13 protein-coding genes are annotated in these 15,232 nt (G+C 59.9%); 2 read left to right on the forward strand and 11 right to left on the reverse strand.

The genetic code is table 11. The features are described from left to right. Positions 1-51: 51 nt before the first annotated feature. From cyoD to M729_RS0114835, 11 genes are all read right to left on the reverse strand, one after another. Positions 52-462 carry a cytochrome o ubiquinol oxidase subunit IV gene (gene cyoD / locus M729_RS0114785; RefSeq protein WP_050596256.1) on the reverse strand — a complete coding sequence of 137 codons (411 nt, stop codon included), beginning with the start codon at positions 460-462 and terminating at the stop codon, positions 52-54. Beyond that, positions 459-1,145 (reverse strand): cytochrome (ubi)quinol oxidase subunit III, encoded by a 687-nt coding sequence (locus tag M729_RS0114790; RefSeq protein ID WP_027162019.1) that lies wholly within the window; start codon positions 1,143-1,145, stop codon positions 459-461. Before M729_RS0114790 ends, cyoD begins: the two co-directional genes overlap by 4 nt. After that, entirely contained in the window at positions 1,142-3,145 is a 2,004-nt protein-coding gene (cyoB, locus tag M729_RS0114795; RefSeq protein ID WP_032808560.1) for a cytochrome o ubiquinol oxidase subunit I, read from the reverse strand. The genes M729_RS0114790 and cyoB overlap by 4 nt, the downstream gene beginning before the upstream one ends. 2 nt (positions 3,146-3,147) lie before the next feature. Next, positions 3,148-4,170, reverse strand: a complete 1,023-nt coding sequence (cyoA, locus tag M729_RS01000000135195) for a ubiquinol oxidase subunit II (protein WP_027162021.1) — start codon at positions 4,168-4,170, stop codon at positions 3,148-3,150. Between the two features lie 519 nt (positions 4,171-4,689). After that, positions 4,690-5,559 carry an MBL fold metallo-hydrolase gene (locus M729_RS0114805; protein WP_027162022.1) on the reverse strand — a complete coding sequence of 290 codons (870 nt, stop codon included), beginning with the start codon at positions 5,557-5,559 and terminating at the stop codon, positions 4,690-4,692. Positions 5,560-6,093: 534 nt separating this feature from the next. Further along, positions 6,094-7,725, reverse strand: coding sequence for an ABC transporter ATP-binding protein (locus M729_RS0114810; protein WP_027162023.1), 1,632 nt, complete (start codon positions 7,723-7,725; stop codon positions 6,094-6,096). After that, on the reverse strand, positions 7,715-8,488 hold the full coding sequence (locus M729_RS0114815; RefSeq protein ID WP_318014155.1) for an ABC transporter permease: 774 nt from the start codon (positions 8,486-8,488) through the stop codon (positions 7,715-7,717). The genes M729_RS0114810 and M729_RS0114815 overlap by 11 nt, the downstream gene beginning before the upstream one ends. Positions 8,489-8,595: 107 nt before the next feature. Then, a complete protein-coding gene (locus M729_RS0114820) occupies positions 8,596-9,642 on the reverse strand; it encodes an ABC transporter permease (RefSeq protein WP_027162025.1) in 1,047 nt (348 codons plus the stop codon). An 88-nt stretch (positions 9,643-9,730) separates the two neighbouring features. Then, complete coding sequence (locus M729_RS0114825) at positions 9,731-11,338, reverse strand: ABC transporter substrate-binding protein (RefSeq protein ID WP_027162026.1); 1,608 nt, start codon at positions 11,336-11,338, stop codon at positions 9,731-9,733. Positions 11,339-11,458: 120 nt separating this feature from the next. Continuing rightward, positions 11,459-11,812: a Rieske (2Fe-2S) protein gene (locus M729_RS0114830; protein WP_023809364.1), complete on the reverse strand. Its 354-nt coding sequence runs from the start codon at positions 11,810-11,812 to the stop codon at positions 11,459-11,461. An 11-nt stretch (positions 11,813-11,823) separates the two neighbouring features. Next, positions 11,824-12,906 (reverse strand): amidohydrolase family protein, encoded by a 1,083-nt coding sequence (locus tag M729_RS0114835; RefSeq protein ID WP_027162027.1) that lies wholly within the window; start codon positions 12,904-12,906, stop codon positions 11,824-11,826. A gap of 134 nt (positions 12,907-13,040) precedes the next feature. On the opposite strand from M729_RS0114835, the gene M729_RS0114840 reads away from it, so the two are divergent. Both M729_RS0114840 and M729_RS0114845 read left to right on the forward strand, forming a co-directional pair. Beyond that, positions 13,041-13,898 (forward strand): LysR family transcriptional regulator, encoded by an 858-nt coding sequence (locus M729_RS0114840; RefSeq protein ID WP_027162028.1) that lies wholly within the window; start codon positions 13,041-13,043, stop codon positions 13,896-13,898. A 205-nt stretch (positions 13,899-14,103) separates the two neighbouring features. After that, the gene (locus M729_RS0114845) at positions 14,104-15,060 is read left to right on the forward strand and encodes a hybrid-cluster NAD(P)-dependent oxidoreductase (RefSeq protein ID WP_161491092.1); all 957 of its coding nucleotides are present in this window, start codon (positions 14,104-14,106) and stop codon (positions 15,058-15,060) included. Positions 15,061-15,232: the final 172 nt, after the last annotated feature.

A 15,232-nucleotide genomic window follows, 5' to 3' on the forward strand; every position in this document is an offset into this window, starting at 1 on the left:
TACAATGTACCAGCTTCATATTCACCTCAGCCAAGACTAGCAGGGCGAGGTTTAAGGCATCGTTCCGGCTTGATGGGCCGTCATGGCGGCCATGTTCTCGTTCAGGTGGGCCATGATCCAAACCGAGCCCAGGACCACCAGCGCAACGATCAGCACGCCGAAGGCCAGGGCCAGGATGTTGTTGGTGTTGTCCGGCCCGGTGGTCAGGTGCAGAAAGAAGACTAGATGCACACCCATCTGCGCAACAGCGAGCACCACCAGGGCCGAAATCACCGCCGGCTGGTAAATCAGATCGGTTTGAGCCGCCAGGAATGACGCGATCGTGAGCAGGATGGCCAGGCCGTAGCCGATCACATAGCCCAACAGCCCTCCAGCCACTTCGTGCTCGGTTATACGTTCCTCGCCCGGTGCGGAATCGCGGCGGTCCTGCATCTCGCCGGGCCTGCTCTCGATGTCGGTCATAGCGATGCTCCCAACAGATAGACCAGGGTGAAGATGGCGACCCAGATGATGTCGAGTGCGTGCCAGAAAAGCCCGAAGCAGTGGAGCCGCCGCAAAATATCCGACCGAAAACCCTTGACCCATAGCTGCGCCATCATTGTGCCCAGCCAGAGCAGCCCCAGCCCGACATGGGTGCCGTGGCAGCCAACGAGCGCAAAGAAGGCTGATAGAAATGCGCTGCGCGAAGGCCCCGCCTGCTCGCCGATCATCGCCGCGAATTCCTGTACCTCCAGAAACAGGAAGGCTGCCCCGAGCAATCCGGTGACGAGCAGCCAGGCCTGCGTGGCAGCCATCGATCTGCGATGGGTCGCGAGTGTCGCCAGGCCACCGGTGAAGCTCGACGTGAGCAGAAGGCCCGTCTGCACCGCAACGCGGGTGGGCTCGAACAAATCCTTGCCGGTCGGTCCGCCGGCGGTCGCCTTGGCAAGCACGGCATACGCCGCGAAGAAGGCCGAGAATATGATGATGTCGGACAGCAGAAAGATCCAGAAGCCATATGCCACGGTGACGAATTTCGAGGCCGGGCCGCCTTCTCCGTGGCCGGTCGCGGAGCGCACGCCGTGTCGGCCGCCCTGACCAAGCCGATAGGGGTCTCGGGCCTGGGTGCCCGCGCCGAAGTCGCCGGGTAGCGCGTGATCGCTCATGCCGGCCGCTCCCAGCGCCGCAGCCGGGCTGACTGTGCGGCCTTGTGGTCATCGTCGATGCGCGCGACCTCTTCGGCGGGAATCTCAAAATCCCCATGATCGCGCCAGGCGAAGACGACGAAGGTCGCGTAGGCGCCGATGAAGCCGACGATCGCCAGCCACCATATGTGCCAGATCAGCGCGAACCCGATCAGCGTGCTGAAGAAGGCGGTGACGAAGCCTGTCGGGCTGTTGCGCGGCATCTCGATAGGCTCGTATCCTTCCTCCGCACCGGGCCTCTTCTCCTCCCTTGCCCGTTGCTTGATGCGCCAGTAGGGCTCTTCATCCTCGACGTAAGGCAGCCGCGCGTAGTTGAAAACGGGGGGAGGGGAAGACGTCGACCATTCCAGTGAACGCCCGTCCCATGGGTCGCCTGTCTCATCGCGAAGCTTGTCGCGATGCCGGATCGAAACGGCGAGTTGCATGATCTGCAGTGCGGCGCCGGCGATCATCACCAGCACGCCGAACGCGGCCACCACCAGCCATGGCGCCCAAAGATCCATGTCGATATGCTGCAGGCGCCGCGTCATGCCGAGCAGACCGACGATATAGAGCGGCACGAAGACCAGCATGTAGCCGGCCAAGGTGACCCAGAATGCGGCCTTGCCCCAGCCTTCGTGCAAGCGGAATCCGAACGCCTTGGGAAACCAGTAGGTGAAGCCGGCGAACGCGCCGAACAGCACGCCCGAAATGATGACGTTGTGGAAATGCGCGACGAGGAAAAGGGAGTTGTGCAGCACGAAGTCGGCCGGTGGAACGGCAAGCAGAACGCCGGTCATGCCGCCGACGGTGAAGGTGGTCACGAAGCCCAGCGCCCAAAGCATCGGCGTGTCGAAGCGGATGCGCCCGCCATACATGGTGAAGAGCCAGTTGTAGATCTTCACCCCGGTGCCGACGGCGATGACCGACGTGGCGATGCCGAAGGCGGCGTTGACGTCTGCTCCGGCGCCCATGGTGAAGAAATGATGCAGCCAGACCATGAACGAGACGATGCAGATGAACATCGTGGCCGCGACCATCGAACGGTATCCGAACAGCGGCTTTGACGAGAATGTCGAGAAGACCTCCGAGAAGATGCCGAAGGCGGGAAGCACCAGAATGTAGACCTCGGGATGGCCCCAGGCCCAGATCAGGTTGACGAACATCATCTGATTTCCGCCGGCTTCGTTGGTGAAGAAATGGAAGCCGAGATAGCGGTCCAGCGTCAGCATCGCCAGCGTGGCGGTGAGGATCGGGAAGCCTGCGACGATGAGCAGGTTGGACGCGAGCGAGGTCCAGCAGAACATCGGCATTCGCAGGTAGCCCATACCAGGCGCACGCATCTTGAGGATGGTCGTCACCAGGTTGACGCCGGTAAGCAGCGTGCCGACGCCGGAGATCTGGATCGACCACAGATAGTAATCGACGCCGACGCCCGGCGAGTAGGTGGTCTCCGACAAGGGGGCATAGGGCAGCCAGCCGGTGCGCGCGAACTCACCGATGACAAGCGAGATGTTGACCAGCAGGGCTCCGGAAGCCGTCAGCCAGAAGCTGACGGAATTGAGTGTCGGAAAGGCTACATCGCGTATGCCAAGCTGCAGCGGTACGGCGAAATTCATCAGGCCGATCATGAAAGGCATCGCCGCGAAGAAGATCATAATCGTGCCGTGCGCGGAGAAGATCTGGTCGTAATGCTCCGGCGGCAGGTAGCCCGGCCCGTGGATCGCCAGCACCTGTTGCGTGCGCATCATGATGGCATCGATGAAGCCACGCAGAAGCATGAGCATCGCCAGCACAATGTACATCACGCCGATGCGCTTGTGGTCGACCGAGCTTATCCACTCGTTCCACAGATAGGGCCAGTAGCCCTTCACCGTTATCCATCCAAGCACGGCGACCGCTGCCAGAAAGACGCCGAGAGCCGCGACGAGCGGGATGGGTTGATCGAAGGGAATGGCCGACGAGTCGAGCTTGCCCAGCATCGTCATTCCGCCCCTTCTGCCTGTGGATGATGCCCCGTCGGCGGCGCCGCCGCGGGCAATGCCTTTGGGCTCACCTGTGGCTCGCCGCCGGCGGCACTTTCGGCCGGCCCCGGACCCGGGGGCAATATCTGCTGAGCGACGGCATCGAACAGCCCGGGCTGAACATGGCCGAACGTGGACGGCGGCACGTTGGTGCTTTGCCGGGCGAGCTCGCGATAGGCATTCGCGTTGAGCACGCCGCCGCCGCCACGCAGCGACGACGTCCAGCGGGTGAAGGCATCGGCTGAAACCGCGCTCACGCTGAAGTTCATGTCCGAGAAGCCGTCGCCGCTGAAGTGCGCCGACTGGCCGAAAAAGCTGCCCTCATAGTCGGCCTGCAGATGCAACTCGGTCTGCATGCCGTTCATGACGTAGACCATGCTGCCAAGCTGGGGCACGAAGAACGTGTTCATCACGCTGGCCGAGGTCAGCTTGAAATGAACTGGAACGCCGGCGGGGATAACCAATTGATTGACAGCGCCCACGCCCTGCTCGGGATAGAGGAACAGCCATTTCCAGTCGAGCGCCACCACCTGGATGTCGAGCGGCGGCTGCGCGGAAGGGATCGGTTTGCGCGGATCGAGCTGGTACGATCCGTAATAGATCAGCCCGCCAAGGAAAAGGATGGTGAGCGTCGGGATCGACCAGACGATCAACTCGATGCGCCCCGAATAGGTGAACTCCGGGTCATAGCGCGCGTCGCTGTTCGAGGCGCGGAATTTCCATGCGAAGGCCAAGAGCGCAACAAGCGTCGGAACAACGATCGCCAGCATCACCGCCAGTGAGTTCAAGAGGATCGTGCGGTTGCCCGAGCCAATGGGTCCTTGCGGGTCGAGCACACCCCCCGCGCAACCGGGCAAGAATGCGATTGCCGGGATCCAGAGCAGTTGCCGCCCCGGCTTGGGGCTGGATGGCAACAACACTTGCTCAGCCACCAATCCTGGAGAGGACGCGTTCTTGGGGCACGCGCTCTTGGCACTTCTCATCTGAAGCCTTCCTCTGAACCAACTTCAAGGCGCGTGGCCGGGGTGCCGCCCTCCGCCGGACGAAGGACCTAACTGGCGCTTCCCAGGTTTGTTCCTCCTCGCTGGCTCGTGCACAAACTCCAATTCGGCGGCACGGCGATGGAGCACAGCTAAGTCGATCACCCCATCAAGCTGGTGGAGCCGGGACCGCTCCACGGTTTTGGCCCATGAGCGAATCGACGCCAGTCATGGCTAGTGACGACCGGTGGGGGCCCGAACTTCTTGCCGATCGCCGCGCCGGCGGAGAGGACACGTCCTTCGGGGTGCTCGTTTTCCATCTGACGTCTGCTCCTGACGCGGGATTTTTTCGGGGCTGGCCGCAAGTCGCCCAAGCGTGCGACGCCTAACTGGCGCCTCCCGGGATTGTTCCGCTTGTCAGTGTTTGGGCGACATGGGCGCGACCCGAGGGGGAACTCTACCTGCTCGAGAGATGGAGTTGTCCAACGTGACCATATTCACAACGACGGCGGCTCGGTTACCTCAGCTATTTGCAGCCATCGCTGGCTCGCGTACGAATTTTGATTTCGGCGGGACGGCGAACACCGTGAAGCGCTCAGCCAGACTGTCAAGAGCTTTACGCATGCCCACTCCAGCGGCAGCCGCACCGTGTCCAGTGATGACCATCTGAGGGTTCAGGGCAGCCAGACGCTTCACAGATCTTTCCGCCGCATCCCAGTCCGGCGTGAAGTAGCGCGGCGGACCGTGCATCTCGAGATCCTGGACGGCGACCTCATAGACCGACTCCTGACCGGTGGTGATGAAAGCGTCCCCTACGATCAGCGAGCGGTCTTCCTCGCGCCAGAGCGAAATGTGACCAGGGGCGTGCCCGGGTGTGTGCAGCCATTGCCATCCGGGCATTCCGGGGACCGATCCGTCGGCGGGCAAGAGTTCCAATCGGTTGCCAAGATCGATCGGCCCGCGTGGAAAGAGCGGCGAAAGCAGCGCCATCAGTCCGCCCCCGACCCAGGGATCCGGTGCCGGATAACATTCAGTTCCGTCCAAATAGGGCCGCTCGAGTCGATGCGCGAAGACGGGCACCTCCCACCTATTCGCGAGGTCCAGAACCGTTCCCACATGGTCAAAATGGCCGTGTGTCAGGATAACCGCGGCAGGCCGTGCGTTGGTGCCAAACCGCTTTTCCGCGACCGCAAGAATACTGCTTCTCGACGTCGGCAACCCCGTATCTATTAGCACCCAGTTCCGATCTCCGCTGCGCGGTGCGCCGAAGAACACGACATTGACGATTGCCAGCCGCAAATAACCCAGGTCCGGTGCGATGCTCCAGGCACCGTCGCCATGATCTTCGCGCCTGGCGTGGTCGATCTCGGAAAGTCGAATCTGAACGGTCATGATCCCGTGCCTCGGTTGTTGCTGCGCAGCCGCTCGAGTTCATCGGCGGCGGTGGTACATGCCCCGAACTTGGGCACGGCCCCCTTGTTCCTTCCTTGATCCTCGTTCGCCACCCGGATTGCAGACAGCGCGACTAACCCGACGTTATTTATTAACTGGTTACGAGGCGGTTCGCCCAAATTGAGTCAAGAAGCTAGGCCACCCATTCGCTGGCTGCATCTATCTTACACCCCTTGGCAGCTTTGCTGCCCAATCTTGGTCATTGAGAGATTAGCAGCCGCTTCCAAAAAGCAGACATCACAGGGACTGCGTCGTAGCTCCGATGTGCCTCAGAGCGCTTCTTTTAAGCAAACAGAAGCTGCCGTTCGTGAGCTAATACCGAGATCTCCTGGGTCGCCAGCTTTCTTAGCGACGAAACGGTGAAATGGTTGGCTCCGTTTGTCGGGCTGGCCAGCCCGATTGAAGCGGAGCACGATCATGCCCTTCAAAGCACGTGGAAGGATGCCAGGGGCCTAGGTGGACGGGGTCCCCCTGTCAGACTTTCCGGCTGGCCAGCAGCCTTGTAAGCCAGTCCGGATCCATTTCCGGTACGGACGACAAAAGCCGTTCGGTGTAAGCGGCATGGGGAGGTGTGAGAACTTGGCTCTTCAGTCCCTGTTCAACGACTTTGCCCTGGTGCATGACAACGATTTGGTCGGCTATCGCCCTTACGGTAGCAATGTCGTGGGTAATGAAGATGTAGCTCATTTCGAGTTCACGCTGCAGGCGCATGAGAAGCTTGAGGATTTCCTCTTGGACGATCTGGTCGAGCGCGGACGTGATCTCGTCACAGATGATAAGCTCTGGATCGGCTGCCAACGCCCGGGCAATGCAGACGCGTTGCTTTTGGCCGCCCGATAGCTCGCCAGGCAGGCGTTCCAGAAAATCCTCGCTCATCTCGACCATGTGCATAAGTTCGCAGATCCGGCGATCCTTCTGCGCGCCCTTTAGGCCGAGGTAGAATTCGAGCGGCCGAGCTATGATTTCTTCGACCGTCTGGCGCGGATTCAGGGCGTTGTCGGGCATTTGGTAAATCATCTGCATGCGGCGCAGGACCTCCTTCGGCCGCGTCTTCAGGCTCGTGGAAAGGGGCTGCCCGGCAAAAGAAATCAAACCTGAAATTGGCGGCAAGAGACCGGTGACGACTCGCGCGAGCGTCGATTTGCCCGAACCGGATTCGCCGACCACGGCCACGGTTCTTCCGCGCGGGACCTTGATGGAGACATCCTGGAGCACCTTGACCTTTCCTGCATAGGCCGCGGTAACGTTGTCTATCGTCAGCAGATAGTCATCGGCTGGAACTTCGGGCTTGGCGAGCTTGCGTACGGCCCAGAGCGTTTTGGTATATTCCTGGCTGGGCGAGGCCAGCATCTGGCGTGTATCAGCCTCCTCCACGGTGCGTCCGTGGCGCAGAACCATGATACGATCCGCCATTTGCGCCACCACCGCCAGGTCATGCGTCACGTAGATTGCAGCGGTGCTGAATTCCTCCACGATGTTGCGAATGGAAGCTAGAACTTCAACCTGCGTGGTCACGTCGAGCGCGGTTGTTGGCTCGTCGAATATTATGAGGTCCGGACGACAAGCCATTGCCATCGCTGTCATTGCCCGTTGCAACTGCCCGCCGGAGACCTGATGAGGATAGCGAAAGCCTATGGTCTCCGGTTCTGGGAGTTGAAGGCGTCGATAAAGATCGACGGCGCTCCGGTTCGCCTCTTCCCGGCCGGCAATTCCATGCGCCACCGCTGTTTCGACGGTTTGTTCCAAGAGCCGATGTGCCGGATTGAAAGAGGCAGCCGCGCTTTGTGCGACATAGGCAATGCGGGAGCCCCTGAGGCGACGGCGCCCTTTTTCATTGACTGCCAGAAGATCAATCCCGTCGAACAGGACCGAGCCTTGCATGATCCGGCAGCCCGGCTTGGCATAACCCATTGCGGCAAGGCCAATGGTGGACTTGCCGGCGCCTGATTCGCCGATCAGGCCAAGAACCTCGCCCCGCTTCAGCGTCAGATCGATCCCGCGGACAATCGGATGCCAGCGCTCGTCCGAGAACCCCTCCACATGCAGATTGCGGATTTGAAGTAGATCCGTGCCTTTTTCGCGTGAGCCTGGACCGCTACTTTTCATCCCGCAACCCGCTTGTTGCGTGCAGGAACCAGTCCACAACGAAATTCACGGACACGGTAAGGAGAGCAATCGCGCCGGCCGGAAGTAGCGGGGTGACGTCGCCGTAGGTGATCAGGGTCGCGTTCTCGCGCACCATTGATCCCCAATCGGCCGTCGGCGGCTGAATACCGACGCCGAGAAACGACAGCGCCGCGACTGTCAGGAACACGAAGCAGAATCGCAAGCCGAACTCGGCGACCAGTGGCGGCATGACATTGGGAAGGATTTCCTTGGCGATGATCCATTTTGGTCCCTCACCGCGTAATCGTGCCACCTCGACATATTCCATCACCGCCACGTTAAGCCCGACGGCGCGAGAAAGCCGAAAGACCCGGGTGGAATCGAGAAGCGCAATGATGACAATCAGGCTCGTGATCGAAGAGCCGAAGATCGTCAGCAGCACCAGCGCGAAGATCAGACTCGGGATTGACATCAGCACGTCCACCGCACGTGACAAGATCTGGTCGAGCCACCCCCTGTACAATGCGGCAAGAAGGCCGAGCGAGACGCCGACCGCGAAGGACAGCAACGTGGTCGCGACCGCTATAGCGATGGTGTTGCGCGCACCGTAGATCAAGCGGGTGAGCATGTCGCGGCCGAGCTGATCGGTTCCCAGTTTGAACTCCTGGCTCCACGGCGCGAAGGCTTCGCTGAAAACCTGCGTCTCGCCATATGGGGCTATCCAGTGCGCGAAGACCGCAACAAAGACGTAGCCGAGGATCACGACGATGCCGAACCACGCGCTGAACGGTGCCTTCTTCAGCGCAGTTTTCGCCCGGGTGGCACGCGAGCGCCTCAGCCTCTGAAGCTCCGCGACAGATTCGGATCTGGTCATCGTGGGTGCAAGAGCCTGGGATTGGTGGCGATGGAAATAATGTCGGCTAGCAGGTTGAGAAGGATATAAGTCGCGGCGAAAATCAGGGCGCAGGCCTGGACAACCGGAACATCCCTGGATTTTACCGCGTCAACCATCAGCTGGCCGATGCCGGGGTAAACGAACACGACCTCGACCACGACCACTCCGACGATGAGATACGCCAGATTGAACGCGACCACAGTGACGATCGGAGCCCAGGCATTGGGCAGGGCATGCCTCAGCACGATCACCATCGGGGACATTCCCTTGAGGCGCGCCATATCGATGTAGGGGCTTGACAGCATGTTGATGATGGCCGCTCGGGTCATGCGCATCATGTGGGCCACGATTACAAGCGTAAGGGTGATTGCCGGCAGGGCGACTTTCCAGAGATGCTCCCAAAATGGCGTCTGATCGTTCACATTCGACAATGTCGGAAATTTGGGAACCGCATTGAGCGCCCAGTTCAGCGAGACAGTGAGCCAATGAGGCAGCGTTTGAGCGAAATCGGATCCGATGAACGTGTCGCGCGAGATCACCAGGTAGGCGAGCATATAAGCGACGAAAAATTCCGGGAATGAAATGGTTGTCAGTGTCGCGACATTCACCAGCCGGTCGAACCAGCCGTTGCGGTACAGCGCAGCCAGAATGCCAAGCCCCAAGGCCAGGGGAACGGCTATCAGCGCCGTCACCGCTGCAAGGAACATCGTGTTGTAGAGGCGGGGTGCGATGATCTCGGCCACGGTACGCCGATATCCGGTGCGGCTCGCAAACGAAGAGCCGAAATCGCCATGGAGCATCTGGGCGATCCAAGCGAAGTAGCGCTCGACAGGCGGACGATCGATGCCGATCTCCCGCTGAAACGCGGCGACCGTTTCGGGCGTCGCCGACTGCCCGAGCGTGGCCTTGGCGAAGTCGCCTGGGAGCATCGCGATCGCAGAGAAGATGATGATGGACACGATAAACAAAGTGACCAGACCGAGGCCAAGGCGCTGCAGGACCGTTCTTGCGACGGGGTTCATGTGCGTGGCGTTTCCCTTTGGGCGGCAACCCTGCACTCGGAGCCAGCTGACCGGAGCCTCAAAACCATCGCGGCTCCGGCCCGCCATCTCATGCCGTGGCGATCCACCAGCGTTCGGCCATTTTCAGTCCATCGTTCTCCCAGTTGGGCGCCACATCACCGTGTGCGAGCTTTTTGGATTGGGCGCTGACGAAATTGTTGAAGACCAGCACGATGCTGCCGCCGTCATCGTGGGTTAGTTGCTGCATCTCGGCATACATCGCCGCTCGTTTGGCTTCGTCCGTCTCGGCGCGTGCCTGGACAAGCAATTCGTTGAAGTGGGGATTTTTCCAGAACGTTTCGTTCCAGCTGGAGTCCGCGGCAAAGGCTTGCGTGAACATCCAGTCGGCGGTTGCCCGACCGCTCCAATAGGAAGCGCACCAGGGTTTCTTCAGCCAGACATTGTCCCAATAAGCGTCCTCGGCCTCACGCACGACATTGACGTCGATGCCGCATTGGGCTGCCGTTTCCCGAATGAGCGAAGCCGCATCCACCGCCCCCGCAAAGGCGGCATCGGCCACCGAGAGGTCCACCTTCAGGTTCTCCATTCCGGCCTTTTTCAGGTAGTGCTTGGCTTTTTCCGGATCGAAGCTGTGTTGCGGTTGCGGATCCTTGGCGAATTTGATGGCCGGCGCGATCGGGTTGTCGTTGGCCACAGTGGCGTGGCCAAGAAAGATCTTGTCGACGATTTCTTGGCGATTGATCGCCCATTTCAATGCCATTCGCACGTCCGGATTATCAAACGGCGCCATCGTGACATTCATCGGCAAGGTATAGTGCCCGTAGCCAGTGACCTCGACGATTTCCACCTTGGGATTGCGTTTCAACATGCCGAGGGTCTTGAGGTCGGCGCGGCCGATATAGTCCACCTCCCCCGTGGATAGCGCCGCCATGCGAGCGGCGAGATCTGTGATGGCGATGAACTCCACCTCGTCGAGATAGGGCTTGCCATTCTTGAAGTAGTTTGGATTGCGCTTGAGCTTGGCCGAAACGCCGGGCTGGAAATTCTCGAGGACGAAAGCACCGGTGCGAACGCCTGAAGCCCAATCCGCCTTGCCGTCCTTGGCCGGCATGATGACCAGATGGTAGTCACTCATGATGTAAGGGAAATCGGCGTTGCCGCTCTTGAGCGTGAAGACCACCGTTTCCGGGCCGTCCGACTTGACATCGGCGACGGAGTCCAACAGCGACTTCGCCGCCGATTTGGTGTCCTTGCCCATGTGATATTGCAAGGAGGTCACGACGTCATCCGCCGTCACGGTCTTGCCGTTGTGAAAGGTTGCGCCTTTGCGCAGCTTGAAAGCCCAGGTTTTGGCTCCATGCGAAGTTTCAAAGCTCTCGGCGAGGTCCGGTTGGACATTGCCTTTAGCGTCGACCTCAGTGAGGCTGTTGGACAGCGAGCCCGAAAATGCGGTTTGTGTGAACGTGTCGGGGTAGCCGGCCGGATCGATCGAATCCGTCGTCGCGCCATGAGCCATGCCGAGCTTGGCGAAGCCGCCCTGCATCGGTTCGGCCCGCGCCGTGCTCACGAACAGCCGGTCGGCGGCGGCAACGGTCAGGCCCGCGGCCAGCCCAAGATGAATGAAGTCGCGGCGGGAAACCTTGCCGCCTCCGACCAGGCTTTGCGCGATACCAAGCTTGTATTCAGATTCTGACATTTGACTCTCCCATTGCGGAGTTCCCCGCGTTATTTCTCGTCAAGCACCGGCGAACAAATCTGCTTATTGGCTCCGCCACCTTTCCTTCGAATTTTTCCAATCCCAATCGGCTTGCGCCAATCAGGCCGTCACGTAGATGCCGCCGGCTTCGACGGTGACTGGAAATGTGCGCGCGCGAACGGAGGGATCGACCAAGGCCGCGCCTGACTTGATGTCGAACTCCCACCCGTGCCAGGCGCATCGAACGATCTCGTTTTCGCGATGATAGATGAATTGCGCCTGTTCAACGGGCGCGGTTGTGCCGCATTGCGGCCCCTCGCAAAGCGGAGCGCCGCGGTGCGGACAGACATTCAGCAGCGCGTGGAATGAATCTCCGATGCGGAAAATCCCGACCGAAAGGCTGCGGATCTTGGCGATGAACGGAGACCCTGTTTCGATCTCGTCGACGCGGCAGATATATGTCTTCTCGGGCATCGTATGCTTCCTCAGGCGGCATTCGCGGCTTGCGCGCGGGGGATGCGTTTGTAGACTTCCAGCGCGTTCAGTCCCATGATCTTGCTCTTCCATGCAGGAGGGATTTGCAGCGTGTTGGCATCGTCGTAATCCCAGTGCGGATAGTCTGATGCAAACATCAGCGTGTTTTCGCCGTCCATCGCTTCGAGCGTGGACCAGAGATGTTGGATGTTTGCAGGCTGCTCCAGCGGCTGCGTGGAAAAGCGGATGTTGCGCCGGCAATATTCAGACGGCAGCATCTTCAGCCATGGCGTCTCCTTGCGCAGCGCTTTGTAGTCGGCGTCCAGGCGCCAAAGGACCGACGGAACCCAGGCGACGCCGCACTCGATGATCACGAAGTAGAGGTCCGGCCATTTCTCGAAGACGCCATGGGCGATCATGCTTGCCACGTGCGACATCGCCGACATGTGCAGAATGGCATGCGTTTCCCAGAAGAATGTCGTCGGAGCAGGAGCAATGGCAGTTGAATTCACGCCGCCATGCCCGCCCAGATGAATGGCGAATGGCAACCCCACTTCCGCGCAGGCTTCGTAGATCGGATGGTAAAACGGGTCGCCATACGGCTTGACGGACCCCTGGGAGGCGAGAACCTGGACCATGCGCGGATGGCGGCCAAGACGGCGTATCTCGGCGGCAGCGAGCTTCGGATCCTGTGGCGCGATGATGATCGAGCCCATGAACCGATCGTCTTTCGGCAACCACTGATCGATCTGATAATCGTTGTAAGCGCTGACCAGAGCGCTGGCATAGTAAGGGTTAGCCAGGGTCGACGCCTCGATAGGCTCATCGCCGGTCAGGATCGCCACGTCGACTTTGTATTTGTCGAGGTGCTTCTCTTTCATGATGAGATAGTTGTCGGCTTCCGTTTTCGGACGGATGTCCTTGCGGGAAAAGTCCTGCGGGTGGAACCAGGGCCGATGACCATGCGGAAAGGCCCCAACGGGCCCTGTTTTCTCGCCCTCGATGAACATGTCTTTCCACAAGCCGGAGAGATAGGGCTCCAACACAGTGGCGCTTGACCAGTAATTATGACAGTCGCAGTCGACTATGAACACTTCTTCCGCTCCGTATCCGTATCTCGTCCCGGCGGCGCTGCCGGCCGCTGATGTGCTACAGCTTCCGCCTTGAGTATTGTTTGATCAAGCTTATGATACGTGGAATATGATCGAGTTTTTCGATTGGAGATTTCATGCAACTTGATCACATCGAGACCTTTCTGGACATCATCGAATCGAGAAACTTCAATCGCACCGCGGATCGGCTAGGATTGACCCAGTCGACGATCAGCACCCGCATCAAGAACCTCGAGAGCGCAATCGGGTCCGAACTGTTCCAGCGCGGACGCGCCGGGGCGGAACCGACCGCCGCAGGACGCCGGTTCGAAGCTTACGCAAGATCCCTGCTGTCTACATGGTCGCAGGCTCGCCACGATGTCCGGGCGTTCAATCGTTTCGAAGGCACCTTGCGCGTCGCCGCGCAGGTCGGGATGACCCGCTCGGTTTTGCCGGGTTGGGTGGAGACGCTGTGTCAGGCTCTTCCCAAATCGTCGATCCATGTCGAGTCGGATTATTCGAACCAGATGGTCAGCGACCTAAGCATGGGAAATCTCGACATCGCAGTGCTTTACGCCCCGCGATACCTACCCGAAATCTCCTATGAACATTTGATGGTTGAGGAATATGTGATGGTTTCCACGGTAGCCAGAACCCTCTCCGAGGTCGATCCTGAAACCTATATTCGTCCTGGCTATACGGTCCTGCTGGAGAAGGCCCATGCCGAACTGCTTGGCGAGTTGGCGATCTGTCGCCTTTCCATGGGATCAGAAACCTTGGCGGAGATGATGCTACGGCGCGCGGGCGGGACCTGCTATATGCGAAGTGACGATGCGCGCAGGTTTGCCCTCGAACGCCCATCGTTCATCGTCGAAGGCGCTCCGACCCTGCATCAGCCGGTACACACGGCCATCCTGGCGCGCCGCAAGCACGAACCGATCATCCGCAAGGGAATCCGCGCCCTTCACGTTGCCGTGATGTCACTGGATATGTGATCGAAATAATCGATCATAACTCGCGAGGGAGGCTCCTGTTATGGCGGGCCCGGAAATGGCATCTTGGCTCTACTTCAAACCGAGATGAATGATGAACGCACACGTTGGGACCCCCGGCCTCCTCCCGATGATGCGTCATCGGCAATGGGCACAAACCACATCGCAGCTCGTACTCTGCCGTCGTGTAATCGAGGAGACGCCCGATGTGAAAACTTTCGTTTTCACATCCCCGACGGATCGGATGTTCTGCTTCAGCGCGGGCCAGTATGTGCTCGTGCACCTCAAGATCGAGGGTGCCGCGGTGACGCGCTCCTACTCTGTTTCCTCACCACCGACGCGACCGCTCGACCTGCAGATCACGGTGAAGCGAACACCGGGCGGCCTGGTTTCGAATTGGCTCCACGACAATTTGGGGGCGGGCGACGAGATCGAAATCGAAGGGCCGCTCGGCTCATTCAATCTCGATGACCTGCCATATGAAACGCCGCTCTTCCTTTCGGGCGGCAGCGGGATAACGCCCGTGATGTCGATGTTGCGTGCGCTTACCGACCGCGCAACCGACCAGGATATCTCCTTCATTCATAGTGCCAGAACGCCAGGTGATATAATCTTTCGAAGGGAATTGGACGCACTTGCCTCTCGCTTCCCCAACGTGCGGGTAACGTGCGTTTGCAGCCAGGAAGATCGCACCTGGAGGGGGCCAACTGGCCGAATAGACAGTCAGATGCTGCTGACCCTCGTTCCCAATCTCCGCAGGCGCACCGTTTTTGCCTGTGGACCCGAAGGGTACATGAAGACGGCACGGGCCTGCCTTCACGCAATAGGCTTCCCGCCGGCGCAGTATCACGAGGAGAGTTTCGGAGGCAGCAATGGTTCGCGGTCGGAATTGGCTTCAGCGATTTCGTCTTCGGTCCGTTTCGCCCGCTCGGGCGTGGAGCATCACTGCGCGCCCGGAGAGACCCTGCTTGAAGCGGCACGGAACTGTGGCATCTACATCCCAACCGCCTGCCAGCAGGGCGTTTGCGGAACGTGCCGAATAGCCAAACTATCCGGCGAAGTTGCCATGGACGATCTAGGCGGGCTGAATGCTGAAGATAAATCGGCCGGCTATGTCCTGGCATGTTGCAGCCGCCCGCAAGGAACGGTTTTGCTCGACGTTTAACTCGGCGTTGTTGACCTTTGAAAAGGCCGCCTTGCGCGCGCTTGGCCTCGAGGGTCTGGTCTCAAAATGTTGCCGCCGCCTTCGAAATGGGAGCAGAGCCGCCCCCTTCCTCCAGGTTTTCGGGTTTACCACCCGCGCACCCGTGGCACCGTTCGACTTATTCCAACCCTTA

The organism is Mesorhizobium sp. WSM1293, from assembly GCF_000513875.1.
GTDB lineage: Bacteria > Pseudomonadota > Alphaproteobacteria > Rhizobiales > Rhizobiaceae > Mesorhizobium > Mesorhizobium ciceri.